Raw genomic sequence first — 25,483 nt, 5'->3', positions numbered from 1 at the left:
CGTTTCAATAAATGTCGTAACACGCCCATCATAGCGGTTTCGGCAAATATACTGAAATCAGGTGTTGACTTTATCCCACCGAACTAGTTAACTAGTACGCAAGTTCACATGAAGAAGGTATCTGAAATGAAAGCAACATTTTTTCTGCACGGTTGGTGGCGCACTTCCTGATTTCGGGCAGTGTCTTACGTCTGCAATTTGCAACCAGATACCCGGCCCGCCTAATGAGCGGGCTTTTTTTTGAACAAAATTAATGAGAATAACGATGCAAACACAAAAACCGATACTCGAACTGCTTGCCTGCGATGCCGCCTACCGTGAAAATCCGACATCGCTGTTTCATCAGGTGTGTGGCGCACGTCCGGCAACGCTGCTGCTGGAATCTGCAGATATCGACAGCAAAGACGATCTGAAGAGCTTGCTGCTAGTAGACAGCGCATTGCGCATTACCGCTCTCGGTGACACTGTCACTATTCAGGCGTTATCCACAAACGGCGCGTCGCTGCTGCCCTTGCTGGATGCTGCCCTGCCCGCTGGCGTTGAGAATGAAAAACAGACGAATGGTCGTCATCTGCGATTCCCTGCCGTCAGCCCGCTGTTGGATGAAGACGCCCGTTTATGTTCTCTTTCCGTATTTGATGCTTTTCGCTTACTGCAGGGGCTGGTGAATGTTCCTGTGCAAGAACGTGAAGCGATGTTCTTCGGCGGTCTGTTTTCCTACGACCTGGTTGCCGGTTTTGAAGATTTACCTCAGCTTGAAGCGGGCAACCGTTGTCCTGACTACTGCTTCTATCTGGCAGAAACGCTGATGGTTATCGACCACCAGAAAAAAAGCACCCGAATTCAGGCCAGTGTTTTTACCCCCAATGATGCGGAGAAACAGCGTCTTAACGCCCGTCTGGCGCAGCTGAGCCAACAGCTTACCGAGCCTGCGCCGCCGCTGCCCGTTACTGAAGTCCCGCAGATGCGCTGCGAATGCAATCAGAGCGATGAAGAGTTTGGCGCCGTGGTGCGTGGGATGCAAAAAGCGATTCGCGCGGGCGAAATTTTCCAGGTGGTTCCGTCCCGCCGTTTCTCGCTGCCCTGCCCGTCACCGCTGGCAGCCTACTATGTGCTGAAGAAAAGTAACCCCAGCCCATACATGTTTTTCATGCAGGACAACGATTTTACGCTGTTTGGCGCCTCCCCGGAAAGCTCGCTGAAATACGATGCCACCAGCCGCCAGATTGAGATCTACCCGATTGCCGGCACTCGTCCGCGCGGTCGTCGTGCGGACGGTTCGCTTGACCGCGACCTTGACAGCCGTATCGAGCTGGAAATGCGTACCGACCATAAAGAGCTTTCTGAGCACCTGATGCTGGTTGACCTTGCGCGTAACGACCTGGCGCGCATCTGTACGCCTGGCAGCCGCTATGTTGCTGACCTCACCAAAGTCGATCGTTACTCCTTCGTTATGCACCTGGTTTCGCGCGTGGTCGGCGAGCTGCGTAGCGATCTGGATGTGCTGCACGCTTACCGCGCCTGTATGAATATGGGCACGTTAAGCGGAGCGCCAAAAGTTCGCGCTATGCAGCTTATCGCCGAGGCAGAAGGTCGTCGCCGTGGTAGCTACGGCGGCGCAGTAGGTTACTTCACGGCTCATGGCGATCTGGATACTTGTATTGTCATTCGCTCCGCCCTCGTGGAAGACGGTATTGCCACCGTACAAGCCGGTGCCGGAATTGTTCTGGATTCTGTACCGCAGTCTGAAGCCGATGAAACCCGTAATAAAGCGCGCGCGGTTCTGCGTGCTATCGCCACCGCGCACCACGCACAGGAGACCTTCTAATGGCTGACATTCTGCTGCTCGATAATATCGACTCTTTTACCTATAACCTGGCGGATCAGCTGCGTACTAATGGTCACAACGTGGTGATTTACCGCAACCATATTCCGGCCCAGACGTTGATTGACCGCTTAGCAACGATGAAAAATCCTGTGCTGATGCTCTCTCCAGGCCCAGGTGCGCCAAGCGAAGCAGGTTGCATGCCGGAGCTGTTAACCCGTCTGCGAGGCAAGCTGCCAATCATCGGCATTTGTCTGGGACATCAGGCCATTGTTGAGGCCTATGGTGGATATGTGGGCCAGGCTGGAGAAATCCTGCACGGCAAAGCGTCCAGCATTGAACACGACGGTCAGGCAATGTTTGCTGGTCTGGCTAATCCGCTGCCGGTGGCACGCTATCATTCGCTGGTTGGCAGCAACGTTCCGGCAGGATTAACCATTAACGCCCACTTTAACGGCATGGTGATGGCGGTGCGTCACGATACCGATCGCGTCTGCGGCTTCCAGTTCCATCCGGAATCCATTCTGACCACCCAGGGCGCGCGTTTGCTGGAACAAACGCTGGCCTGGGCGCAACAGAAGCTTGAACAAACCAATACGTTGCAACCAATTCTGGAGAAACTGTATCAGGCCCAAACGCTGTCCCAGCAGGAAAGCCACCAGCTGTTCTCTGCCGTGGTACGCGGTGAACTGAAGCCGGAACAACTGGCTGCGGCGCTGGTGAGCATGAAAATTCGTGGTGAACACCCGAATGAAATTGCCGGTGCGGCAACCGCGCTACTGGAAAACGCCGCTCCGTTCCCGCGTCCTGATTATCTGTTTGCCGATATTGTCGGTACCGGCGGCGACGGCAGCAACAGCATCAATATTTCTACCGCGAGCGCCTTTGTTGCAGCGGCTTGCGGACTGAAAGTTGCCAAACACGGCAACCGCAGCGTCTCCAGCAAGTCAGGCTCTTCGGATTTGTTAGCGGCATTTGGCATCAATCTGGATATGAACGCCGACAAATCACGTCAGGCGCTTGACGATCTCGGCGTGTGTTTTCTGTTTGCGCCGAAATACCACACCGGTTTTCGCCATGCCATGCCGGTACGCCAGCAGTTGAAAACCCGCACGCTGTTTAACGTGCTCGGCCCGTTGATTAACCCGGCACATCCGCCGCTGGCGCTGATCGGCGTTTACAGCCCGGAGCTGGTGCTGCCGATTGCCGAAACGCTGCGCGTGCTCGGATATCAGCGGGCAGCCGTAGTGCACAGTGGTGGCATGGACGAAGTTTCGCTGCATGCACCGACCATTGTGGCAGAGCTGCACGATGGGGAAATCAAGAGTTATCAACTGACGGCAGAAGATTTTGGCCTGACGCCTTACCACCAGGAACAGCTGGCTGGCGGCACGCCGGAAGAAAACCGTGACATTCTTAGTCGCTTGTTACAAGGTAAAGGTGAAGCCGCTCATGAAGCCGCTGTTGCCGCGAATGTCGCCATGTTAATGCGCTTGCACGGTGAAGAAGATTTAAAAGCCAATGCGCAAACCGTGATTAATGTACTGCGCAGCGGTGCGGCCTATGACCGTGTCACTGCACTGGCAGCAAGAGGGTAAATGATGCAAACCGTTTTAGCGAAAATTGTCGCAGACAAGGCGATTTGGGTAGAAGCCCGCAAACAGCAACAACCACTGGCAAGCTTTCAAAATGATGTTCAACCCAGCTCTCGTGATTTCTACGATGCGCTGCAAGGTGCGCGCACCGCCTTTATTCTGGAATGTAAAAAAGCATCTCCGTCAAAAGGCGTGATCCGTGATGACTTCGATCCGGCACAGATTGCGGGCGTATATAAACATTATGCTTCCGCGATTTCCGTACTGACCGATGAGAAATATTTCCAGGGCAGTTTTGATTTCCTGCCTATCGTCAGCCGCATCGCGCCGCAACCTGTTCTGTGTAAGGACTTTATTATCGATCCTTACCAGATTTACCTGGCGCGTTTCTACCAGGCGGACGCCTGTTTGTTGATGCTGTCGGTCCTCGATGATGAACAATATCGTCAACTCGCCGCCGTCGCCCACAGCCTGAAAATGGGCGTACTGACCGAAGTCAGCAACGAAGAAGAGCTGGAGCGTGCTATCGCACTGGGTGCCAAAGTCGTTGGTATCAACAACCGCGATTTACGCGACTTGTCGATTGATTTGAATCGCACCCGCCAGCTTGCGCCGCGACTGGGCCACGGTGTGACCGTCATCAGCGAGTCCGGGATCAACACCTATGGACAGGTGCGCGAACTCAGCCACTTCGCCAACGGTTTTCTGATTGGTTCCGCGCTGATGTCGCATGATGATCTGCACGCTGCCGTGCGTCGCGTACTGCTCGGCGAGAATAAAGTCTGCGGTTTAACCCGGGCTCAGGATGCCAACGCGGCGTATAAATCCGGCGCGATTTATGGCGGACTGATTTTTGTACCCACATCGCCACGCGCGGTTAGCGTTGAGCAAGCGCGAGAGGTCATGACCGGCGCGCCGCTGCAATATGTCGGGGTGTTTCGCAACACAGATATTATCGACGTACGTGAAACAACGGCTGCTCTGGGACTCACTGCCGTGCAACTGCATGGTAGCGAAGATCAAGCCTACATAGACGCGCTACGCAATGCGCTACCCGCACAAGTACAAATCTGGAAGGCGCTCAGCGTCAGCGATAAGTTGCCAGCCCGGGATTATCAGCATGTCGATAAATACGTATTCGACAACGGTCAGGGCGGCAGCGGGCAACGCTTCGACTGGTCACTTTTAGGCGGACAATCGCTGGATAACGTATTACTGGCTGGCGGACTGGGCGCAGATAACTGCGTTGACGCGGCAAAAACCGGCTGTGCCGGTCTCGATTTCAATTCTGGCGTAGAGTCACAGCCGGGCATCAAAGATGCACGTCTTCTGGCTTCGGTCTTTCAGACGCTGCGCGCATATTAAGGAAAAGGACATGACAACATTACTCAATCCGTATTTTGGTGAATTTGGCGGTATGTATGTGCCACAGATTCTGATGCCTGCCCTGCGCCAGCTGGAAGAAGCTTTTGTCAGCGCGCAAAAAGATCCTGAATTTCAGGCGCAGTTTACAGACCTGCTGAAAAACTATGCGGGTCGCCCAACCGCACTGACCAAGTGCCAGAACATTACTCAAGGCACCAACACGACGCTGTATCTCAAGCGTGAAGATTTACTGCACGGCGGCGCGCACAAAACCAACCAGGTGCTGGGCCAGGCGTTGTTGGCGAAGCGCATGGGTAAAACGGAAATTATCGCCGAAACAGGCGCGGGGCAGCACGGTGTTGCATCTGCTCTCGCCAGCGCACTACTGGGGTTGAAATGCCGTATTTACATGGGCGCGAAAGATGTTGAACGTCAGTCGCCGAACGTTTTCCGTATGCGTTTGATGGGTGCAGAAGTTATCCCCGTTCACAGCGGTTCCGCAACGCTGAAAGATGCCTGTAACGAAGCGCTGCGCGACTGGTCTGGCAGCTACGATACTGCGCACTATATGCTCGGTACAGCGGCAGGTCCGCACCCCTTCCCGACTATTGTGCGTGAGTTCCAGCGGATGATCGGTGAAGAAACCAAGGCGCAGATTCTGGAAAAAGAAGGTCGTCTGCCGGACGCCGTTATCGCCTGCGTGGGTGGCGGTTCTAACGCCATCGGTATGTTCGCCGATTTTATTAATGAAACCAGCGTCGGTTTGATTGGCGTAGAGCCAGGCGGTCACGGGATTGAGTCTGGAGAACACGGCGCGCCGTTGAAACATGGTCGTGTCGGGATTTACTTCGGCATGAAGTCCCCGATGATGCAGACCGAAGAAGGACAGATTGAAGAGTCTTACTCTATTTCCGCCGGACTCGATTTCCCGTCGGTCGGGCCACAGCATGCGTACCTGAACAGCATTGGTCGCGCCGATTATGTTTCAATAACCGATGATGAAGCACTGGAAGCCTTCAAAACGCTGTGTCTGCACGAGGGGATTATTCCGGCACTGGAGTCCTCCCATGCCCTGGCGCACGCGTTGAAAATGATGCGTGAAAATCCGGAAAAAGAGCAGTTACTGGTGGTTAATCTCTCCGGTCGCGGCGACAAAGACATTTTCACCGTACACGATATTCTGAAAGCGCGAGGGGAAATCTGATGGAACGTTACGAAAACCTGTTTGCACAGCTGAAGGACCGCAAAGAAGGTGCTTTTGTCCCCTTCGTAACCCTGGGCGATCCGTCTGTTGAGCAGTCACTGAAAATCATTGATACGCTGATTGAAGCTGGTGCCGACGCGCTTGAACTCGGCATTCCGTTCTCCGATCCGCTGGCCGATGGCCCAACCATTCAGGAAGCCACTCTGCGTGCGTTTGCCGCCGGCGTCACACCATCGCAATGCTTTGAAATGCTGGCGCTGATTCGCCAGAAGCATCCGACGATTCCCATTGGATTGCTGATGTATGCCAACCTGGTCTTCAGCAAGGGCATTGACGAGTTTTACGCCCAGTGCGAAAAAGTGGGTGTGGATTCTGTGTTGGTAGCCGATGTCCCTGTTGAGGAGTCTGCGCCATTCAGAACTGCTGCACTGCGTCACAACATCGCACCGATTTTCATCTGCCCGCCGAACGCTGATGAAGAACTGCTACGCCAGATTGCCTCTTACGGTCGTGGCTACACTTATCTGCTTTCACGTGCAGGCGTGACCGGTGCCGAAAATCGTGCGGCATTACCGCTGCATCATTTGGTTGAAAAGCTGAAACAATATGATGCTCCGCCTTCTTTACAGGGCTTCGGTATCTCTGCGCCTGAACAGGTAGCCGGAGCTATTGAAGCCGGTGCTGCCGGTGCAATTTCCGGCTCGGCAATTGTGAAAATCATTGAGAAAAATGTTGCGGCACCGGAACAGATGCTGGCTGAGCTGAAAGCGTTTGTCAGCACGATGAAAGCCGCCACCCACCAGTAAGTTAAATCAACCGCCAGAGACGTCTGGCGGTTTCAGCTTCATTCTATACATAGCGCTATCCGCATTCTGAATGGCCACATCCAGTTCACCGTTCACCTCTGCAATTCCCCACGATACTGACAATGGCACGGTATGCCCATCCACCACAAACACATGACTGGTCACCTGCCCGCTAATACGTTGCGCGATTGCTATGGCGTCAGTTGCCTGCGATCGAAACAGCAGGATCATAAATTCATCCCCGCCGGTACGAATCACAATATCGTGGCTGGTGCGGGTGTTTGACAGCATCCTGTTGGCGATAATTTGCAACGCGCGATCGCCTGCCGCGTGGCCCCAGGTATCATTGACGGCCTTAAATTTATTGCAGTCCAGTAGCACCACCGAACAGTGTGATAAATCCCGACGCTTGATAATGTCGAGTATTCGGCGGTTAAAACAGCCGGTTAGAGTATCGATATAAACCTTGAGGTCGCTTTCGTTTAGCCATGACTTTAACGAGAAGCTAATGATGATGAAAAAGAACGGCGCCAGCAGGATAACAATCCCGGCATGTGTATCGCGCGCCATAAAACGGCCTAATGAAAGCGAATAGTGCAGCGCATATTTCTCCGAAAAATTGCGCACCAAATAGCTGGATTGCCCCGCACATTTGCCGGATAAGCAGAGGCTCTCTTTGTTGGTCAGATTCACTAACTCCACGTTCAATCCGGGAAGGATTTGATTATCAAACGCCTCGGCTAACGCTTCCTGCAGCTCAGGCTTCGAATGATCATAGACCAGATAGGCAACGATTTGGTCTGATATCTCCTTACCCGACAGATCGTAGATATAGCTCACTACGCTGTAGGCTTTTTCACCGGTAATTTTATCGGTATAGAAGTTTGTTGAACTGAGAGCTTTATTTTTGACGTTTTTTTGCAACAACCGGGTATAGAAATCGGTGGGCGGATAGAAAAAATGCGTTATATCCATCGCCATTTCGGAGTCAGAAAAACTGAAATTGCGCGAGTCAGAAGCCATAAACCAATAAAAATAATCTGAATTGCTGGCGATAATGTAACGGTGCGCATCGAAGCTGCCTGGATTTAGCTCATTAACCATTCCGCGAATGAACTCCGCCGCAGTATACATACACAGCGCATTATGGCTGGGTTGCTGAGCAATAATCGTCCCCGTTGCAGAATGAACCCGCTTTGGGTCGGCGTTAATTCCCCATTCATCTTTGTTTCGCGGAACAAACTGCGCCATAACACCACACTGTTCGCCGGTTTTGATGTGGTAATAACGCTCGCCAATCGCATCGGCAATCAGTTCATTATCGTTAAAAATGTCCAACATGTGAGCTTGCAGGCGGCTAACGCCTTCACTGGCGGCAGCCATACGCTGTTCATAAATGATAAACAGAAACAACGAGGTAAAAATCAACGTAATGAGCCCGGATACCAGCAGAGCCTGCCTGTTTCTGAGCTTATCCTGCACAATCTTCACGAGTCCACCCTGATAGTTAACAGTATTGCCAAATCGGTTACCCGTTTATGTTGTTGCATAACAGCGTTGTACGTTGATAGAGGATGTTTGCCACTCCGAAGCAGGTACGTTGATGTAGCCCGCAATCGCGCGCTTAGGTTACAGATTTATACAATAAAAGCACATATTTGTTAACATAAGCGCAAACTAATCATCACCTTCGATAGGATACCCTGCCCGCCGGATGGCCTCGCGGCAGTCGTTTACGCCTGCGGCATAGCCCGCCTCAATCTCACAAACCGGACTTGCGCTGCAATAAGGTAGTGTAACCGGAGTCGCAATAAGTTTCTCCAGCGCCTCAGTTTTATCCATGTAAAGCAATAATTCACGTGCAACACTCACGGCAAACGCTGCCGTTTGATCCTCGTAGAACGGTTCCAGAAGTGTGATTTTTTGCTGTAGCAGATGGCGGGTCAACATCATCAGCAATCCCCTCAAAGTTGGTTTGCTTAAAGAGTAGCACTACATCAAAGGGGAGAAAGGCAGGATGTTTTCCCCAGAATTTTTTAAATGAAGAACGAGAGGAATTTTTCCTGGTTGCTAACCACGGGCCGGTATGCCCGGAATCTATACAGTTCAGTCGTTTTGGTTGTGCAACCATTAATGAAGTTGACTTCAAAAAGTCCTTTGCGAGACACTGAAGGAAAGCATGCCAAATATGGGTGAACTTGTTGAGACATCTGTTGATTAAATTAGTTATGTTAAGCGTTGGATTTTTAAGCGCTGGGGACATACTGGCAAATACTCCGGAACAGGTAATCACCGCTTTCCAGAGGGATTATAAATATTGGAATGACCAGTCATTTCAGAGAAATCAGAACTACAGAAAGCAAGAAGTTATGCTCCTGGCCCAGAAGGGTTGGAATGAGCTTTTGAATAAATATACAAAACCTGGTTTTCAGGGCGAGCCTATAGCTTTTGGTTCTGAGTCTAGTCATGATCCTGAGCAAGAGAACATCATATCGGTTCAGATTTCTGAAAAAGTAGCGACCGTGACGACCAGATTATCGAGGCAGTATTATTCACCTATTTATGAATATCAATTGTCCAAAGAGAATGATACCTGGTATCTATCTCAGATATTTTTAGTTGATGATGATGGAAAATATCCGAGTTTGTAATAAATAGTGCACTCATTACAACTTTATGAGTTAAAAAAATCTGCCATAATGACAGATTTCTTTAATCTATCATTAGAGATTTGCAACGTTATGATATACTTTTTGAACATCATCGTCATCTTCAAGAGCATCAACAAGCCCTGCAAAGACTTCTAAATCTTCTGGTGAAAGTTCAATTTCTGATTGAGCAATCATTTCTAATTCTGTGGTTGAGAACTCAGTAATTCCTGCTGCTTTTAGAGCTGCAATGCCTTTATGAAGATCTGTAGATTCAGTATAAATAACGATGTTTCCTTCTTCCTCGGTTACATCACGAACATCTACTTCAGCATTAAGCAGAATTTCAAAAATATGGTCAGGGTCTGTCCCTTCAAATACAATTACTCCGGTATTGTCAAACATATAGCTGACAGAACCCGCCGCTCCGATATTCCCGCCTTTTTTATTAAAAATTGAGCGGACATTAGCAATCGTACGGTTAACGTTTGAAGTCAATGTTTCAGCGATAATCAGTGAGCCACTGGGACCAAAGCCTTCATAACGCCCTTGCACGAACGTTTCATCGCTGCCGCCTTTGGCTTTATCAATGGCTTTATCAATAACGTGTTTTGGAACCTGAGCTTGTTTCGCACGTTCAATAACGAATTTTAAAGATGTATTTAATTCTGGGTCTGGTTCGCCTTGTTTAGCAGCAGCATAAATTTCTACACCGAATTTTGCATATACATTAGACGTTGCACCGTCTTTAGCTGTTTTTTTAGCAACAATATTTGCCCACTTACGTCCCACTGGAATGATCTCCTCGAAAATTCATTTACATTATTGAATGGTAAATAATCTGCCATTACATTATATCATGATGTATAAACCTTAGTCCATGAAAAATAAAATATCCAAATTTTACGATATGTTACTTTAATTTTATCAATAGTTAACATTTTGGATAAGTTATCCCCTGATTATCTGCAGGTTCTTTTTTGTACGTAATAAATGAGCCGCAGTAATAATGCATAAGAGAATAGAAACAAAAGCGATATTCCAGATAAACACACTGGCTATTAAAGTTACCGCGGTACTGCTTAAAGAGAGCGCTACAAGTCATCTTGCACTGCGCCTTATTTGATAGTGTGTTCGTTTAGTACCGGGACAAGATACTTAGCCTATATTTACTCCACCACTCCAACAAAGGGAAATGCTAAATGGGTGGAGCGGTACAACCAGCATCTCTGACTGATGTATTCAGAAGCACACGTGACTCAGTTGACTACGGCTGGTCAAAACAACAATACGCGTGGAAAAGAATGGAAAAAACTGGTCATTTGATGACCAGTTTTGCAGAGGAGTTTTGCAGAAGAACTTAAAAACGATAACCCGCAGAGAACATAAACACCCACGGATCGAGGCGTACACTGTCGCTATAACGGGCTTGCGGCAGAACAGCACCATTAGATTTGTACTTCGCAGTAGTATCGATATCCATGTACCAGACCGACATGTTAATCAGCCAGTCGCGGTTAATCAGATAGTCCATACCGACTTGCCCTGCTGCACCCCAGGAATCTTTCAGACTCAGGTCCGATAATCCTGTTTCTTTACCGTTATCGTTAAAGCCTTCATCGAAGAAGGTCGTGTAGTTCACACCAACACCTACGTACGGACGCAGTTTACTGCTGGAGTTACCGAAGTACCACTGTGCCATTAACGTCGGCGGCAAATGATGTACGGTGGCAATATCACCCGTTGCTGCAGTACCAATTTTATGGCGGAACGGCGTAGCCGCCAGTAATTCAACACCGATATTGTCGGTTGCCATGTAGGTAAATGTCAGACCCAACTGCGTGTTATTGCTGACATCAAAGCCACCTAAGCTGCCCAGCGTACCACCTGCACCTTCCGTCGGCCTGACGGTGGCTGAACCTGCACGAATAAAGAACTCTCCAGCTTCATGCGCAAATGCGTTACCAGAGAGAAGAGTTGTTAAAGCCAATGCTGCAACTGTTAATTTTTTCATGTCCGCTCCATCGTTATGGTTATAAAAGCGGAATGAATATACCTACTTTGGAGTAATAAATGATCTAACATGGATCACATTGACTTTGATAATTTAACATTTATTGATCCAGATTAAGTTAGAACTTGCATTCAAAATCCTGGTTAAATTAATTCAGATCAATTTTGATATATTTTCAATGTGCAAGTACCTCCTGCTCATTGCTGATGGGTGATTGTTATCTGCACGCGATGCGCAGATAACAAACAGCGTTCATGCACGACGCTGAAGTCATAGCCAAAAATTACCGCAGCTTTACAAAGATATGCTTTTCCATACATCGCGCGATGCTGCCACTGTAGAGTTATCCAGGGTACAATTGCCCGCAAATGAACACCTGCAAAACTCAAGGAGAGTGCATGTCTATCACGGCGAAATCCGTTTACCGTGACACGGGAAACTTTTTCCGTAATCAATTCATTACCATCTTGCTGGTATCGTTGTTGTGCGCGTTTATCACAGTGGTGTTAGGGCATGCCTTTTCCCCCACTGACGCACAAATTGCGCAACTCAGTGAAGGCGATCAGTTAACCAGCAGCGTGGGGTTGTTCGATCTGGTGCAAAACATGACCCCGGAGCAACAGCAAATTTTGCTACGCGCTTCCGCGGCGTCTACGTTTTCCGGTCTGATTGGTAATGCCATCCTCGCCGGTGGTGTCATCCTGATGATTCAGCTGATTTCAGCAGGTCATCGGGTCAGCGCATTACGTGCCATCGGCGCCAGTGCGCCAGTGTTGCCAAAGCTGTTTATTCTGATTTTTTTGACTACTCTGCTGGTGCAAATCGGTATTATGCTGGTTGTTGTTCCCGGTATTCTGCTGGCCATCCTGCTGGCACTCGCACCTGTGATGTTGGTACAGGACAAAATGGGTGTCTTTGCCGCGATGCGCAACAGTATGCGTCTGGCGTGGTCGAATATGCGACTGGTTGCGCCGGCAGTAATCGGTTGGTTGCTGGCAAAAACGCTGCTGTTGCTTTTTGCGCCAAGTTTTGCAGTACTTACGCCGAATGTAGGCGCGGTATTGGCGAATACGCTGAGCAATATGATCTCCGCGGTGTTGCTGATCTATTTGTTCCGCCTGTACATGCTGATTCGCCAATAAACCCTGAACGCATTCCGGGCTTGTACCCGGTGCTTTTGATGACGGAATCGAAGAATGAAGCAGTTTCTTGATTTTTTACCGCTGGTTGTCTTTTTTGCTTTTTATAAGCTTTACGACATCTATGCGGCGACCTCGGCGCTGATTGTCGCGACGGCTGTAGTGTTGATTTACAGCTGGGTTCGCTATCGCAAGGTCGAGAAGATGGCGTTAATCACCTTTGTCCTGGTGGCCGTATTTGGTGGCCTGACTATTTTTTTCCACAACGATGAATTCATTAAGTGGAAAGTAACGGTGATTTACGGGCTGTTTGCTGGTGCATTGCTGGTAAGCCAGTGGGTGATGAAAAAGCCGCTGATCCAGCGCATGTTAGGTAAAGAACTGACCCTGCCGCAGCCAGTGTGGTCGAAACTAAATTTAGCCTGGGCAGTCTTTTTCATCCTGTGTGGTCTGGCGAATATCTATATTGCATTTTGGCTACCGCAGAACATTTGGGTCAACTTCAAAGTGTTCGGCCTGACCGCCCTGACTTTATTCTTTACGCTGCTGAGTGGGGTCTATATTTACCGTCATCTGCCGCAAGAAGATAAATCGTAATACATGCTCGCCAGATCTGCGGATCTGGCGAATTTTTATCCCCTCGCGTTCCATAGAGCTGACAACCTGACTTACATCTGCTCTGCATGCCGCATCCCCTCTGTTCTCAACGCACAAATTCTAGTAGCATCGCGCCTGTAATCTTTCTCTATAGTCGGTTCTACAATGACAACAACGAATAACACTCCCCAGGGTGAACTTGTTTTACGCACTCTGGCCATGCCTGCCGATACCAACGCGAACGGTGATATTTTTGGCGGCTGGCTGATGTCACAAATGGATATAGGTGGCGCGATTCAGGCCAAAGAGATCGCACATGGTCGTGTGGTAACGGTGCGGGTTGAAGGAATGAGCTTTTTGCGCCCGGTCGCCGTAGGTGATGTAGTGTGCTGCTATGCGCGCTGTGTGAAGCGCGGGACAACCTCAATCAGCATCAATATTGAAGTTTGGGTGAAGAAAGTCGCTTCTGAACCTATTGGCCAGCGTTATAAGGCCACCGAAGCTCTGTTTATCTACGTTGCCGTTGATAAAGACGGGAAACCGCGTCCAATCCCCACGTTGGCCTGATAGCACACGCCAGTAATGCTATCCGGCAATCATCACTCTTGATCATTGCCGGACGGCCTGATACTTATTCGATCTGAGTTGTGCCGTTTAATTTGAAAACAATATTCACCACGAGTCCAGAACCGGGTTTACCTGCTTCATAACGCCATCTACGCATCGCGTTTTTCACTTCACGCTCAAACATATTGGCAGGCTGTGCAGACAGGATCTCCACATTTTCAACCCGACCATCCGGCGTTACGTTAAATTTGACCTTTACCCGCCCTTCAATGCGCAGCGCCTGAGCTCGCGCCGGATACTGAGGCTGATTACGGCTTAAAGCGCGTGGACCCGATGGCGCACTGACCACCGGTTTGCTGGTAGTTGCCGGCGCGGTATTGGTCATTGTGCGCGTAGGTGCCGTATTTTCCAGCGGGGAGGCCGGGCGCGGTTCTGCTGGTTTAACATCGCGTTTCGGCTGCTCTTCCACCTTTTTCACCGGTTTTGGCTTCGGTTTAGGCTTGGGCTTCGGTTTTTCAATCACCACCGGCGCCTCTTTTGGTGGCTCTGGAATCGGCTCTGGTTCCGGTTCAGGCTCGACAACGGGTTCCGGCGGCGGCTGAACGGCCTGAGGTGGTTCGAGATCGGTAGGCGCGACCATCGTGACAGAGATCGGCTGCGCTGGCGCAGGCAGTTCAATAACCTGATGTACCGAGGTATACAGCAAACCAGCCACTACGGCACCATGAATGCCTACAGACAGTAATGTTGGCCAGGGAAAGCGACGAGGTAAATCAAGGGTCATTGAAGTCATAATCGTTTCAGTAAAAAAACCAGGCCCTGATTTTAAATGCAAATAGCAATCATATTCAATAAGCCCGTGGCGGTAACTGACATTTAAAACGCGATTTTATGATAATAAACCACTTTCAGAGTATGGCCTTAACATATCAGTTATCTTTCCGTTGCAGTTGTTAGGCCTTTCCAATAACGTTATTAACGACTTTTACCGTTCAAGGAGTTCTACCCGTGCTGTATGTTATTTACGCCCAAGATATCGCAGACTCTCTCGAAAAACGTCTTTCCGTGCGCCCTGCTCATCTGGCTCGCCTGCAACTCCTTCATGACGAAGGTCGTTTGCTCACGGCGGGCCCCATGCCAGCGGTCGATAGTAACGATCCCGGTGCGGCGGGTTTTACCGGCTCGACGGTGATTGCCGAATTTGAATCTTTGGAGGCGGCACAGGCGTGGGCGGAAGCCGATCCGTATGTTGCAGCGGGCGTTTATGCTCAGGTTTCAGTAAAACCTTACAAGAAAGTATTTTGACAAAACAAAAAGCCATTTTCATTTATAAAAATACTGAGCAGTAAGCAAAATACATAGCCAGTGAGGGCGCATTTAGGTGCACATTAGTCTAAACGCCCTCACTTCTCGTCTCTTTGCATTAATTCAGCATATCAAAGCAATGATAAGTACCCTTTTAAAAGGTAGCAACGACCGTATATTAGCGTTTCATTGATTGTTTCTTACTCAACCCCAGTGTATTTTATTACCTATCGAGATTAATTTGTCACAATGCAGACAGGCTGTGTTGTCACGATATACGGGATTTTAGTCAATTATGGCTTTTGATTCGTTCCGTCCCGCCTCTCCCACGCCTAAATCATTCCGCCATGATATCAATGGCCTGCGAGCATGGGCTGTATTAGCGGTCGTATTTTATCACTTTGGCGTACCCGGATTTAGCGGTGGTTTTATCGGTGTTGATGTTTTTTTTGTTATATCAGGTTTCCTGATGACCGCCATCATCGTAAACGGCCTTGAACGTGGTAATTTTTCATTTTGGGGTTTCTATCTGGCACGTGCCAGACGAATTATTCCTGCCTTAATTGCATTATGTAGCACATTACTTTTCTTAGGTTGGTTTTGGTTGCCTACCGCTGATTATCATGTGCTGGCAATCAATGCCATAACAGCGCTTACTTTCGTTTCCAATCTAAAATTTTGGCGCGAAGCGGGTTATTTCGATATCACTTCCAGAGAAAATTGGTTGCTGCACACATGGTCTCTTTCAGTGGAGTGGCAATTTTACATTTTGCTGCCTGTTGGCTGCATTTTACTCTGGCGCTGGTTTGGCAAGCAGGGTGTTAAGTTTGCACTTATCGCCGCAGGCGTACTGTCATTAGCACTATCAATTTACGTGAGCCCTCGACTCCCAGGTAGTGCATTTTATTTACTCCCCACACGCATTTGGGAATTATTAGCTGGAGGAGCTGTATGGTGGATAACTCGTCAGCATTCTATGTCGCAGCGCCCAGCCCGAATACTAGAGTTGATGGGTTTTATTTTAATTGCCCTGTCAGTCACATTCCTGGATGCGACACGACCATGGCCGGGAAGTTATGCCGTGGTTCCTGTGCTGGGGACCATGCTGGTTCTTGCGGCTAATCGCCAGCAGTCTTTTTTTACCTCTACGGCAATTTTTCGACAGATAGGTGCCAGTTCTTACTCAATTTATTTGTGGCACTGGCCGCTGGCGGTACTGCTCAGTTATGCCGACAAACAGCACAACCCCTGGTGGATTGCTACTGGCATCGTAATGAGTGTGCTGTTGGGAAAGATCTCTTTATTGCTCGTGGAGATTCCGACACGCAAACAGCTTGCAATAACCCCTGCACGCAAACAGAGCTGGGTATTATTACTGTTGATTTTGAGCACTGGTGGAATGGCTGCAGGGGCTCGTTATCAGCAAGTCGACGGCAGAATTAACCCGGCAATTGAATTAGCGATGATCCCGAAACTTGATTACGCATCCCGATTTGAAAAATGCCTGCTCGCGCCGGGTAAAGGAAGCGAGTCTCCGATGTGCAGGTATGGCAAGGGAGAGTTAACAGCCATTGTCCTGGGAGACAGCCATGCAAGCATGCTGGTTTCAGCTGTCGCAGAGGCTGCTCCCGGTGAGGTTATTGAGATGACCTATGCGAGCTGTCCGACCGTGTTAGGCATGAAACGAAGAGAGGATATTAATAATGACTGTAAACTATTTAATGATCGAGCTATTAATTTACTAAATAATGAATATAAAAATAAACTCGTCTTTATCGCTAACAGAAGCAGCCTCGCTATCCTGGGACAAAATGAAAAGGACGATTTTTTTAATATTCCTATGGGATTTTTTGATACGCCGATTGAACACCCCAATCAGAATTTAACACAACAGTTTAGCCAGCAACTCGTAAAAACTCTGTGTTCCATAGAGAATAGTCAGAGGGTATTTCTGGTCCGCCCTATTCCTGAAATGGCAATCGATGTGCCTAATACAATGGCCAGGGCACTGATGTTTGGGAAGTCAGACAATAAAGTATCTATTTCGCTCGATGAATATTACCATCGACAAACAGCCATTTGGGCAGCACAGGATGAGGCTGCCCTGCGCTGCGGCGTCAATATTCTCAATCCGTTACCCTATCTTTGCAAGGATGGGCGGTGTTGGGGAGATGCAGCTGGACGTCCACTTTACTCAGACAGTAACCATCTGAGCGCATTTGGCAGTACTCTTTTGCTCCCCATGTTTCAACGCGCATTTAAACAAGCAGAACATACCGAGGCGACTAGCGCCCTGCAGCGTTGACGCTTGACCAAAATATGGGGTCACATCCATTCGGATACCAATATTCACCCAAGTAAAAAGCCGCTTAACATGAACTGTCCAACTTTATGGGGTCAGTCCAGATAGCGGCTTTGGTTGTTACTTTTTCTCGTCAGTGTAGCGACGAGCGTTGTCAAAAAGATTTGTACACATAATGACTTTCCTCAAAAGACAATAAACTAACAGAATAGGATAACGGGTAATACCTGACCACATTATTATGTACCACGCACTCCAAAATAGAGTTATCGTTTTGATAATAAAAAGAAAAGTATAATCAGCGAGAAATTTACGCCGCCGTTTTTTCAACAGTTCTTCCTTGCAACAAAGGCGCTTTATTCATTACGTCCGGGATACACCCGGTTTTAACAATCACACCAGGATTACCAACAACGACAGAAAAAGGCGGGATACTTTCGGTAACAAACGCCCCAGCAGCAATTTTACTCCCTTGCCCAATGATAACCCCACCGACGATGACAGCATTTGGACCAATCCAAACTTCATCTTCAATAATGGGGTAAGCTGTAATGCGGGTTCCTTGTCCCTGAATAGTATCTCGCTGACCGATGGTTACACCATGAAATAAGGTAACGTTTTTTCCAATTCTTGCACTCGGCGATATCACTATCCCCCAGCCATGAGTGATAGCCAACCCGGCACCAACCTGCGTGCTCGATGGAAAATCCATTGAACCCATATGTGCAGCACACCGATGCAATATCTTAAATGGATAGAGCATGATACGCAGCGGTGTGCGCGAAACCGCACAGTATTGGCATATACGCATCATCACAATGATACGGAATGTTCTGCTAATTACTGTGCCAATTATTAGTTTACTCCATGAGAAATAACCAAATTCACGGTGGGTATCGGCTTTAATGTTGTCGAATGCCATCATACTGTCTCGTTGTTTAATCGTTAAAATGCATCAATTCTTACTGAAATAAAACATATTTTCTTGTCAGCAGCATTTTTCTTTTCAAGTAGATACGGTACCTGAAAGATGACAATAATATAAATAATAAAATGGTTATCTCTTACCTGGACCAAAAGCGATCATGATAGTCAGGCAAGTATTTAAGAATCAGAACGAGAAAACAGACATTGGGCACCGCCAGCGGTGCCCTTTTGGGATCAGATGCTGTGGATCGCAAACAGCAACGAGTTGCGTTGATGGTTGAGAATGCACTTTCTGATAGTGTGGATACGCATATTACGACGCGATTGTCCTTCAAGCCAACGTGCTTTACGGCGGCTAGCCTGACGCAGCATCCGCCAGCGTCCCACTTCCGTTCTACTACGCTTCATGTTTACTACTCTTTCAGTCACTGAGTGACCATTATAACGCCACACCGAATGCAGACCAGCGGTTTTCCCGTGTTTTTATTTGCCAGATTAATCCTGATGCGTAAACTCTTAACAATACGCTTTCAAAAGGATTTTTAAATTTATGACAACCTTCTACACCGTGGTGAGTTGGCTGGTCATTCTGGGTTACTGGGTACTCATTGCTGGCGTAACATTACGCATTCTAATGAAACGACGCGCAGTGCCCTCCGCAATGGCCTGGCTTTTGATCATCTATATTCTGCCATTGGTAGGGATCATTGCTTATCTGTCCTTCGGTGAGCTCCACCTGGGTAAACGCCGCGCCGAACGTGCCCGGGCAATGTGGCCGTCAACGGCCAAGTGGCTGAACGATCTTAAAGCCTGTAAGCATATTTTTGCGCAGGAAAACAGCAGCGTCGCCTCCTCCTTATTTAAACTGTGCGAGCGTCGTCAAGGAATCGCCGGCGTTAAGGGTAATCAGCTGCAGCTGCTCACCAGTTCAGATGACGTGATGCAGGCGCTGATCCGCGATATTCAGCTGGCGCGCCACAACATAGAGATGGTGTTCTACATCTGGCAGCCGGGTGGTATGGCCGATCAGGTAGCCGAGTCGTTAATGGCTGCCGCGAGGCGAGGCATTCACTGTCGACTGATGCTGGACTCCGCCGGCAGCGTGGCGTTCTTCCGCAGCCCTTGGGCGGCCATGATGCGTAACGCAGGTATCGAGGTTGTAGAAGCGCTGAAGGTGAACCTGATGCGTGTATTTTTACGCCGTATGGACCTGCGTCAGCACCGCAAAATGATCATGATCGACAACTACATTGCGTATACCGGCAGCATGAACATGGTCGATCCGCGCTTCTTCAAACAAGATGCAGGCGTTGGGCAATGGGTTGATTTAATGGCAAGAATGGAAGGCCCGGTAGCCACCGCTATGGGCATCGTCTATTCTTGCGACTGGGAAATTGAGACCGGAAAGCGCATTTTGCCCCCGCCGCCGGACGTTAATATCATGCCGTTTGAGCAGGCCAGCGGGCACACCATTCACACAATTGCCTCGGGTCCTGGTTTCCCAGAAGACTTGATTCATCAGGCGCTGTTAACCGCAGCTTATTCAGCGCGCGAATATTTAATTATGACCACGCCTTACTTTGTTCCCAGCGACGATTTGCTGCATGCAATTTGTACGGCAGCGCAGCGTGGAGTCGACGTCAGTATCATTCTTCCACGTAAGAATGATTCCCTGCTGGTTGGCTGGGCAAGCCGGGCCTTTTTCACTGAGTTGCTGGCAGCTGGCGTTAAAATTTATCAGTTCGAAGGCGGCCTGCTGCACACCAAGAGCGTACTGGTCGATGGCGAGCTGAGCTTGGTCGGTACCGTTAACCTGGATATGCGCAGTCTATGGCTCAATTTTGAAATCACGCTGGTCATTGACGATGCTGGATTCGGCGGCGATCTCGCCGCCGTGCAGGATGATTATATTTCGCGTTCCCGCCTGCTTGATGCCCGTTTGTGGGTAAAACGACCACTCTGGCAGCGGATAGCAGAGCGACTGTTTTACTTCTTTAGTCCGTTGCTGTAAAACGTGCCCATCAGACAGTAAACAGGTAGTCATTATGGATATGGATTTGAACAATCGCCTGACCGAAGACGAAACGCTTGAGCAGGCTTACGACATTTTTCTCGAACTGGCTGCGGATAACCTCGATCCGGCAGATATCATTCTGTTCAATTTGCAGTTTGAAGAACGCGGCGGTGCCGAGTTATTCGATCCGGCAGAAGACTGGCAGGAGCATGTTGATTTTGACCTGAACCCTGATTTCTTTGCCGAAGTGGTGATTGGTCTGGCAGATACAGAAGACGGTGAGATTAACGATATTTTTGCGCGCGTTTTATTATGTCGCGAAAAAGATCATAAGCTCTGCCATATTCTCTGGCGCGAATAATCAAACAAAAAAGCTGCTCTCGCAGCTTTTTTTATTTTTAGCCCGGTAGTTTGCTTCCGCAACGGTTACAAAACTGCGCGCTATGTTCGTGCTGCGCCTGCTGACACTGGGGACATTTTCGTTGGTGCCCGCGATGCTGGAACGCACTGCTCATGTGCGTGGTAATCAATCCCGTCGGTATCGCAATCACCGAGTAACCAATCAGGATAAGCACGGACGCCACCATGCGCCCCAACGGAGTGTGCGGCGTAATATCGCCATAGCCGACGGTGGTTACAGTAACAATCGCCCAATACACTGACGCATTCAGCGTAGTAAATCCATATTTTGGCCCTTCAATCAGATACATCATCGCACCAAAAACCACCATCAGAATGGCGATAAAGGAATAGAACAACATCAGCTGATGTCGGGCACTTTTTAACGCATTCCAGAACACCCGTAGAGAAGGCATAAAGCGCAACAGCTTGAGAATACGCAGGACGCGCAGGACACGCATCGCCCGCCAGGCGAAAACATAACTCAGACTGATTTCAGGCCATAGCCACATCACATACAGCGGCAGAATGGTGGCAAGGTCAACTATCCCCCAGAAACTAAACACATATTTGGCGGGATTGGCCCAACAGCATAAGCGCAGAAGATATTCGAGAGTAAAGACCAGAGTAATAAAGATCTCCAGCCAGACAAAAACGCGCCATTCCTCAAATGTTAAATGGTATTGCGTCCCTACTCCGGACTCAATGAAGATAACAATAACGCTGAGCAAGGCGAATAGCGCGCACATACCTTCAAAGCGACGCCCTGAACGGGTGTTTAAATCGAATAATTTGCGAAAGAGCGCGCGGCGGACAGAAGAGACTAAACCTGGCACAGATACCTCACCAAAAAAAGGGCTGACTTTTGTCAGCCCTCGGAATTATAGCGGGTCTACTTTCAGGCAGGAAACTGCGTGTCGGAAACTTCCTTCGAGAACCGGGCGCGTTTTTGCGCATTCCGGCCCTGCAATCGGGCAGCGCGTACGGAACACGCAACCGGAAGGAGGGTTAATCGGGGACGGTAACTCGCCTTCCAGCAACTGGATAACCTTGTTCCTTTCCTGATCCGGATCGGGGATCGGCACCGCAGACATCAGCGCTTTGGTATAAGGATGCAGCGGGTTATGGTACACCTCGTCATAGGTCCCTAATTCCACCGCATGTCCGAGATACATAACCAGCACACGGTCGGAGATATGTTTAACCACCGCGAGGTCGTGGGCAATGAAGATTAACGATAATCCCATTTCTCGCTGAAGTTGTTGCAGCAGGTTAACCACCTGGGCCTGGATTGACACGTCCAGCGCCGAAACGGGTTCATCGCAGATAATCAACTTCGGTTCGAGGATCAGCGCGCGGGCAATACCAATACGCTGACACTGGCCACCTGAAAACTCATGTGGGTAGCGGTTAATCAGGTTGGGCAGTAATCCTACCTTCATCATCATCGCTTTCACACGATCGCGGACTTCCTGACCAGGAAGATTCGGATGATAAGTTCGCAGCGGTTCGGCAATGATTTCACCAATGGTCATGCGCGGGTTTAACGATGCCAGCGGATCCTGGAAAATCATCTGGATATCGCTGCGTACTTCCCGCCACTCATCGGGTTTCATGCCGAGTAAATCTTTACCCAGCCAGGCAACCTTTCCATCGGTGGCCTTCACCAGGCCGATAATCGCACGGGCAAAGGTCGATTTCCCGCAGCCTGATTCACCGACCACGCCCAGGGTTTCGCCCTCATACAGTCTCAGGGTTACGCCATCAACTGCCTTCAGGGTTTTAGATGGTTGCCAGAACCACTGTTTGCCATCTTTAATATCGAAATGGACTTTAAGGTCAGCAATCTCAAGGAGCACTTTACGTTGTTCGGTTACCGCATTCATACCAGTTCCTCCACCGGCTTAAAGCAGGCACGCAAACGGCCTGGACTAAATTCCTCCAGTGGCGGAGCACTGCTACAGATTTCCATCGCATGCGGGCAACGCGGCTGGAATGGACAGCCTTTTGGCAGACGCAGCAGGTTCGGTGGGTTGCCCGGGATCGTGAGCATCTCTTCCCCTTCTGCATCCAGACGAGGTACGGCATTCAGCAAACCAATCGAATACGGATGAACGGGCTTATAAAAGACATCCCGCGCACTGCCGTATTCCATCGTACGACCGGCGTACATCACCAGAACTTTATCGCAAATACCGGCAACAACCCCCAGATCGTGGGTGATCATGATAATCGCGGTGTTGAATTCGCTTTTCAGTTCATTCAGCAGCGTCATGATTTGCGCCTGTACCGTCACATCGAGCGCAGTGGTCGGTTCATCGGCTATCAGTAATTTGGGCCTGCACAGCAACGCCATAGCGATCATAACGCGCTGACGCATACCACCGGAGAATTCATGCGGATACATTTTCATGCGCTTACGCGCTTCCGGCATTTTCACCGCATCCAGCATTCTGACCGACTCTTCAAAAGCTTCCGCTTTGCCCATGCCTTTATGCAGCATCAGAACTTCCATCAACTGCTCCCCGACCCGCATGTACGGATTGAGAGACGTCATCGGGTCCTGGAAAATCATCGAGATTTGCTCGGCGCGCAGTTTGTTCAGTTCACGTTCCGGTAAGTTCAGAATTTCACGTCCGTTGAACGTTGCGGAGCCCCCGATACGACCATTAGCCGCCAGCAGGCCCATCAGGGCAAAGGCCGTTTGCGATTTACCTGAACCGGATTCTCCGACAATACCCAGCGTTTCTCCAGCTCGCAGAGAAAAGTTTAAATCGTTGACCGCAGTTACATCGCCGTCGGGGGTAGCGAACGTCACACGCAAATCTTTTACGTTCAGCAGTGCGTTAGCCTGTTGTTGCGCGAGCGGCGCGGTTGAGGTTTCAATTACGCTCATGGCTGCACTCCTTAACGGTCTTTCGGGTCGAGGGCATCACGCAAGCCATCGCCAATAAAGTTAAAACAGAACAAAGTGACCACCAGGAAACCTGCCGGAAACAGCAGCAGCCATGGTGAGACTTCCATTGAGTTGGCACCATCACTGAGCAGAGCGCCCCAGCTACTTAACGGCTCCTGCGTACCTAGTCCCAAAAAGCTCAGGAAGGATTCAAACAGGATCATGCTCGGCACCAGCAATGAAGCGTATACCACCACCACACCCAGCACGTTCGGCACAATATGGCGGATAACGATACGCACGGTAGACACCCCACCCACTTGCGCCGCTTCAATAAACTCTTTGCGCTTGAGGCTCAGCGTTTGTCCACGCACGATACGCGCCATATCCAGCCAGGAGACCATCCCGATAGCGACAAAAATCAGCAGGATATTTTGCCCAAAGAAGGTGACCAGCAGGATCACGAAGAACATGAACGGGAAGGAGTTGAGAATTTCCAGCAGACGCATCATCACCGAGTCGATTTTTCCGCCGAGGTAGCCCGACAGAGAACCGTACAGTGTACCGACAACCACCGCGACCAACGCCGCCGCAATGCCGACCATTAGCGAGATGCGCCCGCCAATCGCCACGCGCACCAACAGGTCGCGTCCCGACGAGTCAGTACCGAAATAGTGGCCTGATTCCGTATCCGGCGCGCTGGACATCATGCCCCAGTCAGTATCGAAGTAGGTAAACTGCGACAGCATCGGCGCGAGCGTCACGAACAGCGCAATAATAACCAGCACCACCAGGCTTGCTACCGCAGCACGGTTATGCATAAAGCGTCGACGCGCGTCCTGCCACAGGCTGCGGCCTTCGACCTCCAGCTTTTCACTGAAATTCTCCAGCGCTTCGCTGTTTTTCTTACTTAACATCATAGCGAGCTCCAGTATCAGTAACGAATTTTCGGGTCGATAACGGCATAAAGCACATCGACAATCGCGTTAAACACGATGGTCAGAGTACCCACCAGTATGGTCAGACTCAGAACCAGCGAATAGTCGCGGTTTAACGCACCGTTGACGAACAACTGACCAATGCCAGGTAAACCATAGATGGTTTCAATAACCATCGAACCAGTGATAATGCCGACAAATGCCGGTCCCATATATGACAGCACTGGCAACAGCGCAGGTTTTAACGCATGGCGGAAAATAATCCGCCGCATCGGCAGCCCTTTGGCGCGCGCGGTACGAATAAAGTTAGAGTGCAGCACTTCAATCATCGAACCGCGAGTAATACGAGCGATACTGGCGATGTAGGCCAGTGACAAGGCCACCATTGGCAGGATCATAAATTTCAACGCCCCACCGTTCCAGCCCCCGCCGGGCAGCCATTTCAAGGTTATGGCAAATATCATGACCAATAAGGGAGCGACCACGAAACTGGGGATAACTACCCCAGTCATTGCCACCCCCATCACCGTGTAATCCCAACGTGTATTTTGCTTCAGCGCGGCTATCACCCCGGCGCTAACGCCGACGAGTACCGCCAGAATAAAGGCTGCCGCACCCAGCTTCGCAGAAACCGGAAAACTCGAAGCAACGAGGTCGTTAACCGTGTAGTCTTTATATTTAAAGGATGGTCCAAAATCGCCATGCGCCAGCTGTTTCAGATAGCTGAAGTACTGCGTCGAGATAGGATCGTTAAGATGATATTTCGCTTCAATATTCGCCAGCACCTCTGGCGGTAACGCGCGTTCCCCGGTGAATGGGCTTCCGGGCGCAAGGCGCATCATAAAGAATGAAATCGTAATAAGAATAAACAGCGTCGGAATCGCTTCCAGACAGCGACGTAATATGAATTTTAACATTGCCCGTACCTTCTGGCGTGTGCCT

Annotated in this window: 26 protein-coding genes, 1 pseudogene and 1 other annotated feature; of the genes and pseudogenes, 15 read left to right on the top strand and 12 right to left on the bottom strand. The window is 49.6% G+C overall.

From position 1 onward, the window contains the following. The first annotated feature begins 126 nt into the window (after positions 1-126). From trpL to trpA, 6 genes are all read left to right on the top strand, one after another. Positions 127-171 carry a trp operon leader peptide gene (gene trpL, locus GFB57_RS15160; RefSeq protein ID WP_191229385.1) on the top strand — a complete coding sequence of 15 codons (45 nt, stop codon included), beginning with the start codon at positions 127-129 and terminating at the stop codon, positions 169-171. Next, positions 148-242 (top strand) — a sequence feature (Trp leader region). (Overlaps the previous gene by 24 nt.) Positions 243-265: 23 nt before the next feature. Next, positions 266-1,828: an anthranilate synthase component 1 gene (locus GFB57_RS15155; protein WP_003020636.1), complete on the top strand. Its 1,563-nt coding sequence runs from the start codon at positions 266-268 to the stop codon at positions 1,826-1,828. Next, entirely contained in the window at positions 1,828-3,423 is a 1,596-nt protein-coding gene (gene trpD, locus GFB57_RS15150) for a bifunctional anthranilate synthase glutamate amidotransferase component TrpG/anthranilate phosphoribosyltransferase TrpD (protein WP_003020639.1), read from the top strand. The genes GFB57_RS15155 and trpD overlap by 1 nt, the downstream gene beginning before the upstream one ends. 3 nt (positions 3,424-3,426) lie before the next feature. Then, positions 3,427-4,785, top strand: coding sequence for a bifunctional indole-3-glycerol-phosphate synthase TrpC/phosphoribosylanthranilate isomerase TrpF (gene trpCF, locus GFB57_RS15145; RefSeq protein ID WP_003020643.1), 1,359 nt, complete (start codon positions 3,427-3,429; stop codon positions 4,783-4,785). A 10-nt stretch (positions 4,786-4,795) separates the two neighbouring features. Then, positions 4,796-5,989 carry a tryptophan synthase subunit beta gene (gene trpB / locus GFB57_RS15140; protein ID WP_003020645.1) on the top strand — a complete coding sequence of 398 codons (1,194 nt, stop codon included), beginning with the start codon at positions 4,796-4,798 and terminating at the stop codon, positions 5,987-5,989. Further along, the gene (gene trpA / locus GFB57_RS15135; RefSeq protein ID WP_003020647.1) at positions 5,989-6,795 is read left to right on the top strand and encodes a tryptophan synthase subunit alpha; all 807 of its coding nucleotides are present in this window, start codon (positions 5,989-5,991) and stop codon (positions 6,793-6,795) included. The genes trpB and trpA overlap by 1 nt, the downstream gene beginning before the upstream one ends. Before the next feature lie 6 nt (positions 6,796-6,801). On the opposite strand, the gene GFB57_RS15130 is transcribed toward trpA, so the two are convergent. Then, positions 6,802-8,286, bottom strand: coding sequence for a GGDEF domain-containing protein (locus tag GFB57_RS15130; RefSeq protein WP_003020649.1), 1,485 nt, complete (start codon positions 8,284-8,286; stop codon positions 6,802-6,804). A 186-nt stretch (positions 8,287-8,472) separates the two neighbouring features. Continuing rightward, positions 8,473-8,748: a hypothetical protein gene (locus GFB57_RS15125; protein WP_003020652.1), complete on the bottom strand. Its 276-nt coding sequence runs from the start codon at positions 8,746-8,748 to the stop codon at positions 8,473-8,475. Between the two features lie 260 nt (positions 8,749-9,008). Here GFB57_RS15125 and GFB57_RS15120 point away from each other — a divergent pair, with 260 nt between their 5' ends. Further along, the gene (locus GFB57_RS15120) at positions 9,009-9,446 is read left to right on the top strand and encodes a hypothetical protein (protein ID WP_230472373.1); all 438 of its coding nucleotides are present in this window, start codon (positions 9,009-9,011) and stop codon (positions 9,444-9,446) included. 72 nt (positions 9,447-9,518) lie between these two features. On the opposite strand, the gene GFB57_RS15115 is transcribed toward GFB57_RS15120, so the two are convergent. Then, positions 9,519-10,235 (bottom strand): YebC/PmpR family DNA-binding transcriptional regulator, encoded by a 717-nt coding sequence (locus GFB57_RS15115; RefSeq protein WP_003020658.1) that lies wholly within the window; start codon positions 10,233-10,235, stop codon positions 9,519-9,521. Positions 10,236-10,803: 568 nt separating this feature from the next. Beyond that, on the bottom strand, positions 10,804-11,457 hold the full coding sequence (gene ompW / locus GFB57_RS15110; protein ID WP_003020660.1) for an outer membrane protein OmpW: 654 nt from the start codon (positions 11,455-11,457) through the stop codon (positions 10,804-10,806). Between the two features lie 283 nt (positions 11,458-11,740). On the opposite strand from ompW, the pseudogene GFB57_RS15105 reads away from it, so the two are divergent. From GFB57_RS15105 to yciA, 4 genes and pseudogenes are all read left to right on the top strand, one after another. Beyond that, a pseudogene (locus GFB57_RS15105) lies at positions 11,741-11,827 on the top strand (YkgJ family cysteine cluster protein); the annotation flags it as partial. A 28-nt stretch (positions 11,828-11,855) separates the two neighbouring features. Beyond that, positions 11,856-12,599 (top strand): YciC family protein, encoded by a 744-nt coding sequence (locus tag GFB57_RS15100; protein WP_003020663.1) that lies wholly within the window; start codon positions 11,856-11,858, stop codon positions 12,597-12,599. A gap of 54 nt (positions 12,600-12,653) precedes the next feature. Next, positions 12,654-13,193, top strand: a complete 540-nt coding sequence (locus tag GFB57_RS15095) for a septation protein A (protein WP_003020667.1) — start codon at positions 12,654-12,656, stop codon at positions 13,191-13,193. Between the two features lie 165 nt (positions 13,194-13,358). Beyond that, complete coding sequence (gene yciA, locus GFB57_RS15090) at positions 13,359-13,760, top strand: acyl-CoA thioester hydrolase YciA (RefSeq protein WP_003020670.1); 402 nt, start codon at positions 13,359-13,361, stop codon at positions 13,758-13,760. A 64-nt stretch (positions 13,761-13,824) separates the two neighbouring features. Here yciA and tonB read toward each other — a convergent pair whose 3' ends face one another. Continuing rightward, positions 13,825-14,553, bottom strand: a complete 729-nt coding sequence (tonB, locus tag GFB57_RS15085; protein WP_171847520.1) for a TonB system transport protein TonB — start codon at positions 14,551-14,553, stop codon at positions 13,825-13,827. Positions 14,554-14,768: 215 nt separating this feature from the next. On the opposite strand from tonB, the gene GFB57_RS15080 reads away from it, so the two are divergent. Further along, the gene (locus tag GFB57_RS15080; protein ID WP_003020675.1) at positions 14,769-15,065 is read left to right on the top strand and encodes a YciI family protein; all 297 of its coding nucleotides are present in this window, start codon (positions 14,769-14,771) and stop codon (positions 15,063-15,065) included. Between the two features lie 295 nt (positions 15,066-15,360). Beyond that, the gene (locus GFB57_RS15075) at positions 15,361-17,370 is read left to right on the top strand and encodes an acyltransferase family protein (protein WP_003020678.1); all 2,010 of its coding nucleotides are present in this window, start codon (positions 15,361-15,363) and stop codon (positions 17,368-17,370) included. A gap of 307 nt (positions 17,371-17,677) precedes the next feature. On the opposite strand, the gene GFB57_RS15070 is transcribed toward GFB57_RS15075, so the two are convergent. Then, positions 17,678-18,292: a serine acetyltransferase gene (locus GFB57_RS15070; protein ID WP_008322523.1), complete on the bottom strand. Its 615-nt coding sequence runs from the start codon at positions 18,290-18,292 to the stop codon at positions 17,678-17,680. A gap of 236 nt (positions 18,293-18,528) precedes the next feature. After that, positions 18,529-18,702, bottom strand: coding sequence for a YciY family protein (locus GFB57_RS15065; RefSeq protein ID WP_003020684.1), 174 nt, complete (start codon positions 18,700-18,702; stop codon positions 18,529-18,531). 142 nt (positions 18,703-18,844) lie between these two features. Here GFB57_RS15065 and cls point away from each other — a divergent pair, with 142 nt between their 5' ends. After that, positions 18,845-20,305: a cardiolipin synthase gene (gene cls, locus GFB57_RS15060; protein WP_003020687.1), complete on the top strand. Its 1,461-nt coding sequence runs from the start codon at positions 18,845-18,847 to the stop codon at positions 20,303-20,305. A 34-nt stretch (positions 20,306-20,339) separates the two neighbouring features. Continuing rightward, positions 20,340-20,669 (top strand): HI1450 family dsDNA-mimic protein, encoded by a 330-nt coding sequence (locus tag GFB57_RS15055; RefSeq protein ID WP_003020691.1) that lies wholly within the window; start codon positions 20,340-20,342, stop codon positions 20,667-20,669. 37 nt (positions 20,670-20,706) lie between these two features. On the opposite strand, the gene GFB57_RS15050 is transcribed toward GFB57_RS15055, so the two are convergent. The 5 genes from GFB57_RS15050 to oppB are packed head-to-tail and all read right to left on the bottom strand — an operon-like array spanning position 20,707 to position 25,458. Further along, the gene (locus GFB57_RS15050; RefSeq protein WP_003020693.1) at positions 20,707-21,543 is read right to left on the bottom strand and encodes an ion transporter; all 837 of its coding nucleotides are present in this window, start codon (positions 21,541-21,543) and stop codon (positions 20,707-20,709) included. 45 nt (positions 21,544-21,588) lie between these two features. Next, entirely contained in the window at positions 21,589-22,593 is a 1,005-nt protein-coding gene (gene oppF, locus GFB57_RS15045; RefSeq protein ID WP_003020696.1) for a murein tripeptide/oligopeptide ABC transporter ATP-binding protein OppF, read from the bottom strand. After that, positions 22,590-23,603, bottom strand: a complete 1,014-nt coding sequence (oppD, locus tag GFB57_RS15040) for a murein tripeptide/oligopeptide ABC transporter ATP-binding protein OppD (protein WP_003020699.1) — start codon at positions 23,601-23,603, stop codon at positions 22,590-22,592. The genes oppF and oppD overlap by 4 nt, the downstream gene beginning before the upstream one ends. An 11-nt stretch (positions 23,604-23,614) precedes the next feature. Then, complete coding sequence (oppC, locus tag GFB57_RS15035; protein ID WP_003020701.1) at positions 23,615-24,523, bottom strand: oligopeptide ABC transporter permease OppC; 909 nt, start codon at positions 24,521-24,523, stop codon at positions 23,615-23,617. Between the two features lie 14 nt (positions 24,524-24,537). Next, the gene (gene oppB, locus GFB57_RS15030) at positions 24,538-25,458 is read right to left on the bottom strand and encodes an oligopeptide ABC transporter permease OppB (RefSeq protein WP_003020708.1); all 921 of its coding nucleotides are present in this window, start codon (positions 25,456-25,458) and stop codon (positions 24,538-24,540) included. Positions 25,459-25,483 lie beyond the last annotated feature (25 nt).

The organism is Citrobacter sp. S39 (genome assembly GCF_009495675.1).
Taxonomy (GTDB): domain Bacteria; phylum Pseudomonadota; class Gammaproteobacteria; order Enterobacterales; family Enterobacteriaceae; genus Citrobacter; species Citrobacter freundii.
Note: the sequence above shows the minus strand (reverse complement) of the source record. Positions and strands in the feature narration are given on the sequence as shown.